The 6816-nt window shown below is 56.7% G+C and carries 7 protein-coding genes; 4 read left to right on the top strand and 3 right to left on the bottom strand.

Features of this window, described 5'->3' with window-relative positions; genetic code table 11:
* Positions 1–235: 235 nt before the first annotated feature.
* Positions 236–2026, bottom strand: coding sequence for a M3 family oligoendopeptidase (locus FE784_RS19645; protein WP_139603919.1), 1791 nt, complete (start codon positions 2024–2026; stop codon positions 236–238).
* Positions 2027–2179: 153 nt separating this feature from the next.
* Between FE784_RS19645 and FE784_RS19640 the strand changes: the two genes are divergently transcribed.
* From FE784_RS19640 to FE784_RS19630, 3 genes are all read left to right on the top strand, one after another.
* On the top strand, positions 2180–2353 hold the full coding sequence (locus FE784_RS19640; protein ID WP_139603918.1) for a YycC family protein: 174 nt from the start codon (positions 2180–2182) through the stop codon (positions 2351–2353).
* Positions 2354–2360: 7 nt separating this feature from the next.
* Positions 2361–2597: a hypothetical protein gene (locus FE784_RS19635; RefSeq protein ID WP_139603917.1), complete on the top strand. Its 237-nt coding sequence runs from the start codon at positions 2361–2363 to the stop codon at positions 2595–2597.
* A 111-nt stretch (positions 2598–2708) separates the two neighbouring features.
* Positions 2709–3815, top strand: a complete 1107-nt coding sequence (locus FE784_RS19630; RefSeq protein WP_139603916.1) for a GGDEF domain-containing protein — start codon at positions 2709–2711, stop codon at positions 3813–3815.
* A 198-nt stretch (positions 3816–4013) separates the two neighbouring features.
* Here the strand turns inward: FE784_RS19630 and FE784_RS19625 are convergent, their stop codons facing one another.
* Both FE784_RS19625 and FE784_RS19620 read right to left on the bottom strand, forming a co-directional pair.
* On the bottom strand, positions 4014–4724 hold the full coding sequence (locus FE784_RS19625) for a DUF2225 domain-containing protein (protein WP_281287130.1): 711 nt from the start codon (positions 4722–4724) through the stop codon (positions 4014–4016).
* Positions 4725–4764: 40 nt separating this feature from the next.
* Positions 4765–5157 carry a globin domain-containing protein gene (locus FE784_RS19620; protein ID WP_139603915.1) on the bottom strand — a complete coding sequence of 131 codons (393 nt, stop codon included), beginning with the start codon at positions 5155–5157 and terminating at the stop codon, positions 4765–4767.
* A gap of 379 nt (positions 5158–5536) precedes the next feature.
* On the opposite strand from FE784_RS19620, the gene ylbJ reads away from it, so the two are divergent.
* On the top strand, positions 5537–6769 hold the full coding sequence (gene ylbJ, locus FE784_RS19615; RefSeq protein WP_139603914.1) for a sporulation integral membrane protein YlbJ: 1233 nt from the start codon (positions 5537–5539) through the stop codon (positions 6767–6769).
* Positions 6770–6816: the final 47 nt, after the last annotated feature.

Below are 6816 nucleotides of genomic sequence, written 5' to 3'. Positions count from 1 at the left end.
AGTGCCCATTTCAACCTTATCTCTTGCCCGGAACCGCGTTTCACACGGAGTTCAGCCGTTTGTGCGCAAGATAAGGTAAAATTGAGCACCGGCTGCGCCGTTTGTTTGCCACGATCAGGCCGTGCGTCCATCGGTCGCCCGGCATCCGCTTTCCCGGCCTCCATCACTCCATCATTCCATCATTCCATCATTCCGTCACTCCATCATTCCATCACTCCATCACTCCGTCACTCCATCACTTCGTCATCTCCAAAAACTGCGTTACGTCTTCGATAGCCAGATCGACGGCGCTTTGCCAAAAGTCCGGCTTCGTCAAATCGACGCCGAGATGCTTCCGGGCGAGCTCCTCTACCGTCATGCTGCCGGTATCGCGCAGCAGTGCGATATATTTGTCCTCGAAGCCGGAGCCTTCCCGCTGCGCCACCGCATAAATGCCCGAGCTGAACAAATAGCCGAACGTGTACGGGAAATTATAAAACGGGACGCCGGTTATGTAGAAATGCAGCTTAGATGCCCAGAAATGAGGATGGTATTCCCCGAGGGCATCCTTGTATGCACGCTTCTGGGCGTTCGTCATCAGCTCGTTCAGCTCGTCGGCGCCGACAAGTCCCTTTTTGCGTCGCTCGTAAAATTCCGTCTCGAACAAAAACCGCGCGTGGATGTTCATGAAAAACGCCACGGACCGCTGGATTTTATCCTCGACAAGCGTAAGCCGCTCCTCATCGGACGATGCCTGCTTGACCGCCGCGTCGGCTACGATCATCTCCGCGAACGTCGACGCCGTCTCGGCGACGTTCATCGCATACTCCTGCGCCAATGCCGGCATGTCGTTCATCACATGCTGGTGGTAAGCGTGACCAAGCTCATGCGCCAGCGTAGCTACGTTGGAAGCGGTATTCGCGTAGGTCATGAATATGCGGGTCTGCCCCTTGATCGGAAAAGACGTGCAAAATCCTCCAGGCCGTTTGCCCGGACGGTCTTCCGCCTCGATCCAGCGGTTCTCGAACGCCATCTCGGCGAAATCGGCCATCTTCGGGCTAAACTTGCGGAACTGCTCCACGATCATGCCCGCGGCTTCGTCGAACGTTACTTCCTTGACCGCTTGCCCGACCGGTGCGTCTACGTCGTGCCACGACAGCGCATCGAGTCCGAACATGTCCGCTTTGCGCTGCAAGTAGGCGACGAACGGCGCCTTGTTCCGATCGATGACGTCCCACATGACCTGCAGCGTTTTCTCCGACATCCGGTTTATATCGAGCGGCTCCTTGAGGATCGAATCCCAGCCTCTGTGCTTATGGGTCTGGATGCGGAAGCCGGCAAGCCGGTTCAGCGCATCGGCCGCATAATCGGCCGAATCGCCCCAAGCTTTCTCCCATTCCGCGAACAGCCGCATACGCACATCGCGGTTCGGGCTGTGCAGCTTGTTGGCCGCTTGCCCCGCGGACAATTGGACGGTTTCGCCATTGTCCTCGAAGGCGATGCTGAATTTGCCGACTGCCGTATTGTAGGCTTCGCCCCAACCGTGGTAGCCGTCCACGGCCAAATCGCCGATCAGCGATTCCTGCTCCGGCGACAGCTTCTCCTTGGCCAACTGGCGACGTTCGTCGAGCGGGAAGGCGATGGAACGGAACGACTCCGATTCGAGCAGCGCGGACCAGACCGAATCCGGAATTTGCCGGAGCAACTGGTCGAACCGGGTCAGGACCGAAGCGAACGCGGCGCCGACCGAAGCGATTTGACCGTTCAGCTGAACCGCTTTTTTGTCGTGCTGATTTTCCGCGGCGAGACAGCCTGCGAACGAATCGGCTTCCCTCAGCATCAATGTAATGCTCTGCATCAGTCCGACCAGTCCGGACAGCGCGTCGGCTCCCGGAGCTTCTCCCCGATCGGCTGCCGTCTGCACCGCTTGGCGAAGCCGCTCGACCTCCGTTTCGGTCCGTTCGAGAAATAACGCGAACTCGGCCGACGAGCTGCCCCCCGGAAAAAAGACATCCAAATCCCAAACTAGGCTGAATGGCTGTGGCATGGCGTTCTCACCCTCCTGTATATGGATATGACAACATTAAACCATATTTTCGGCCAAGAAAGAAACAGACGTTATTCGTGAAGCGGGCGTTCTGATGTATAATGGGTTAAGTGCCGCATAAGGCGCATAACGTAAACCTGGAGGAACGAATCTATGAGACCGTTGCAAATATCGCCCGAAACCGCCATCAAGCTCGCCGAAGCGCTGAACGTGCCGATCGAGCGGCTCATGCATATGCCCCAACATATTTTGATCCAAAAGCTGGCGGAGCTGGCGCAGACCGAGACAACCGGAAATGCGGACAAATCTGCCGAGCGGAAAGAATAAGACCGCCATGATTCCTTTCGAAAATACGCTGCCGTACGAAACGATCGGGAAAGACGTATATTTGACCGAATGTCCCTATTGCGGCGAAAGAAACGTGCTGCTGCCGCTTCGCACGACCGATCTGACTCCGATTCGCGAAGGACGCAAGCGGTTGATCGTCTTTCCTTGCTGCAAGGAGAAAATGACGGCGGTCGATGCGGACCGCGACTACTTGCTTGGCGATCGCCCGATCCGGCGTCGCTAACCCACGCTGCCCGTGGATGGTCCTGACGGAAAAAGAGGATTCCCGGCAGTCGATATCGAATACTACACTTTTCGACGGAACCGCATGCAGCCCTTTCAGGAGCGATAAGCAATGAACGAATACCTCATACCGGTAACAACCTCCTGCACCCTGGTTACTTTAAGCTATATCGCATTGAAGCTGCAGAGCCGCGTTACGGGCGGCGCAAACGAAATGGTGCTCGTCCCTTTATTCACCGGACTCGCCTCCATTCTGATGATGCTGCTGCCGATTCCGACCGATTCGATCCCGCAGGATCTTCGGTACATCCCGATCATTATGGCGGGGCTGAGGCTCGGCTTGCCCGTCGCTCTGTTGTCGGCCGTTCCCCCGGCCGCCTTCGAGCTGTTATGGCTAAACCAGCCCTATATGCTGTACGAGCTGCTGCACGGACTGCTCTTCCCTGCCTTGATCAGCTCGCTGGTGCACCACAAGGAATATCGCTCGGGCTTCGAGCCGATCCGGGTGACCGACGGGCTCGTCATCGCATTCCTGTTGTTCTCCGTAAAGGCTGCTGCCGGCTATTTCATCATGCCCGCGCCTTGGTCCGCCTACTTGCAGATGAACGTATATATGTTTGCGATTACATCGCTCTGCCTGCTCGTGCTCATCGCCATGCACAACGACGAGAACAAAAGCTGGCTGCGCAAGCGCCAGCTGGAGCTGGAGGCGAACCAGGACCGGCTCACCGGCCTGCCGAACATCCGCAGCTTTCTGGACATCGCCGACAGTACGTTAAAGAAGCGCCGTATCAGCATCCTTATGATCGATATCGACAATTTCAAAAACTTCAACGATACGCTCGGCCATTTGCAAGGCGACCATCTGCTGCGCGAAGCGGGACGGCTGCTGCGGACCACGATCGGCGAGAAGGACTACATCGCCCGGTACGGCGGAGAAGAATTCATCGTCATGTGCGATTCGGTCGACCGGAACCTGCTTGCTTTTCTGGCGCACAAGCTGTGCAATACGGTTGCCGCCCATCCCTTCGCCGGGCGCGAAATCCAGCCGGGCAAGGCAGTCTCCGTCTCGATCGGCATCACGATCGCCCTTTTGCCGGGAGACGACCTGTACCGCCTGATGGCGGAAGCCGACCAAGCGTTGTACGACTCCAAGCGCAGCGGCAAAAACCGTTACTCGTTTTACGAACATGCCGACAATACGCTCGCTCTCTCCTAGCCCCTTTCGGAAAAACCGATGGGGTGTTTGCGCTAAATGGCAAAAAGCCCCACCATGTGGAGCCTTCACTTCGAGATCGCAATCCGGGCAGCCTGTACGCGAGCCCGATCCGCGCCCGCCATTTCCCCGTGCTTCGTCACTCGCCTGCAGCCTGTATTCGGAAGATCCCGCCGGACGGCTTCCTGAACCGAATCGGCTTCAGGAACCGCCTTCCTTCATTTCGTCGGGCAGCTCCATTCTCGCCGCCAGCATATCCTCCCGGGTCTGCACCCACTGCTCGCGGCATGCGCGGATCATCGCCGAATCCATAATTTTCTTGTCGTTGATCACCCGTCCGAACCAGAGCACCGCCTTCTGGTAGTTGCCCAGTCTGCGATGGATCTCGCCGATCAAATACATGAGCCGGGCATTGTTCACGTCCGCCCCTTCGGTTTCGAATACTTTCACGTAAGCATCCATGGCGAACTGGAGAAAGCGGTCTTCCTGCTCCTTATTTTCCTTATACCGGTACAGCCAGGCTATATGATGAAGGAGCCCCGCGATGACGCGGTCCTTCTCTTCCTTGATCTGCGCGCATAGCAGCGCCAGCTTGTAAGTCTGCATCGCTTCATTCCAATCCCGTTCTCCCGTCAAATCGAGTCCGTTCCAGTTTTTGCCCAGCTTGTCGAAATACAAATGCTTGTGCTTGGGCGTCAGCCGATCGGAAAAGTTTTCCGAGAACGAAAACCCGCAGAACGGACAAACCCTGACGACGTAGTAGTCCGGATTTACCGTTTTGTAGTGAATGCAAAAATCGCTGTCCGTCTTGGCCGTCTTCTTGAAGCTTGTCCTGACCCGCGACGTTTGAAACGATTGCTCGCAGCACATGCACGTTACTTTGATCAAATAGAGGGGTTCCAGTTCCGCCACTAAAATGTCTTCCTTTCCGCAACAGGCCTATATGCGCCGGCTATTCGTCCGTATTGACGAAATGATGGGCAGGTCCCTTCAAGCGCTCCAGCACGGCATACTGCAGCTGCTGATCGAGGCCGACTTCCGCAAGCGCCCTCTTCATGCAGGAAAGCCACGCTTCGGCCCGTTCCGGAGTAATCGGAAAAGGCAAATGCCTTGCGCGCATCATCGGATGACCGTACCGATCCGAATAGAGCGGGGGACCCCCGAAAAATTGGGTAAGGAACAACGTCTGCTTCTCCATGACCGGATCGATGTCCTCCGGAAAAAGCGGACCGATGCTCGGATCGGCCTGCACTTTCGGATAAAAGGCTTGAACAAGCCTGGAGACCGTATCCGCACCGCCTATAGCTTCATATAGGGAATTAGAACCATTTTTCTGCCCATCCATATCCGTCACCTGTCCTAGTTATGTCACCCACATTATACACCACAACAACAAAATGGTGCCAACTTTTTTCAAGGAGGCACCATACGTATGCTTGTTAACCGGAAAAAAGACCGGATTCGTCAATTTTCGATATCTTCCTCGGAGGAACCCATGAGCGTTTCCCGGATGACAAAAACGAAGGCGCATACAATTAGCCCTGTGACTACACTCATCATTTAGCATCACTCCGTCTTCACTTTTTTTCAGTTTACCATATTCGGCGAAAAATATCAGCCTTTTCAAAAGAAAAATGTATCCGGTTTCAATGCCGGACGAACCTGCATGTCCGCGGACGCCCGAACATACTATGTAAGAATACTAGCATGATCGGGGTGTTTGTATGCTCGCTGCCCGCGCTTGGAAAACGGCACTGACGGCCGCGGGGCTGATCGCCGTCGCCGCCTTGATGATCGCCTTTCCCGCTCCGTCGCTAACCGCGGCGCTGCGCGGCTTATCCATTTGGTGGGACATTTTGTTTCCCGCTCTCGTCCCGTTTTTCGTAATCGCGGAATTGATGCTCGGCTTCGGCATCGTTCATTTTTTCGGTACGATGCTCGATCCGATGATGCGCCCTTTGTTCCGAGTGCCCGGCATCGGCGGATTCGTCATGGCGATGGGCTTCGCCTCGGGCTATCCGGTCGGCGCCCGGCTGACCGCCCAATTATGGGAGCAGCGGCTCGTAAGCCGGGACGAAGGGGAACGGCTGGTCGCCTTTACGACGACGTCCGACCCGATTTTTCTGATCGGCGCCGTATCCGTAGGTTTTTTTCACGACGTCGGATTGGCGGTCGTCTTGGCGGCGGCCCATTACGGGACCAGCGTAGTGATCGGGCTGATGATGAGGTTTCACGGGAGTCGGCCTCGATTGGAAGCCGCTCCGAAAACGTCAGGACGCTCCCTGCTGTGGCGGGCGATGCAGGCCATGCATCAGGCTAGGCTGCGCGACAGCCGGACGTTCGGCGAGATGCTTCGCGACTCTCTCCAAACCTCGTTGAAGCTCATAATGGTCGTCGGCGGCCTTGTCGTATTTTTTTGCGTCGTGCTGGAGGTGCTGACGCTGTCCCATGTCATGAACGGCTTGTACGCGGCCATTAATGCCGTATTGCACGGAGTGGGCGTTCCGCCCGCACTGTCGCAGGCCGTCGTGAACGGGCTGTTCGAGGTGACGCTCGGAGCCAAATCGGCTGCCGGGGCGGGGGCCGACCTGACGCTTGTAAGCAAGGTGGCTATCGCCGCCTTCATCTTGTCGTGGAGCGGGCTGTCCGTCCACGCCCAAATCGTAAGCCTGCTCAACCGTACCGACATCCGGTACGCTCCGCTCGGCATCGCGCGGCTTGTGCACGGCATTATGGCCGCCGCCGCCGTGTTCGTCCTATGGGAGCCCCTTTCCCCCGCGGCTTCGGCATTCTCGAATGCCGTACCGGCCATCTCGGCGGAGAACGGCCTGCACTCCGCACTGCCGATACTTTACTCGTTCTCCGGCTTGCTGTTTATCGGATCGATCGCGCTCATCTGCGCTTTGTATGCGGTCTATTCGTGCCTCCGCCCTTTGATGCGGCGCAGACATCTGTAACGCCACAGGCGCGAAACGCCTATTCCGCCATTGTTTTGCGCCCGAAT

Source organism: Paenibacillus hemerocallicola, from assembly GCF_006265175.1.
In the GTDB taxonomy this organism is placed as follows: Bacteria; Bacillota; Bacilli; order Paenibacillales; family NBRC-103111; genus Paenibacillus_AB; species Paenibacillus_AB hemerocallicola.
Note: the sequence above shows the minus strand (reverse complement) of the source record. Positions and strands in the feature narration are given on the sequence as shown.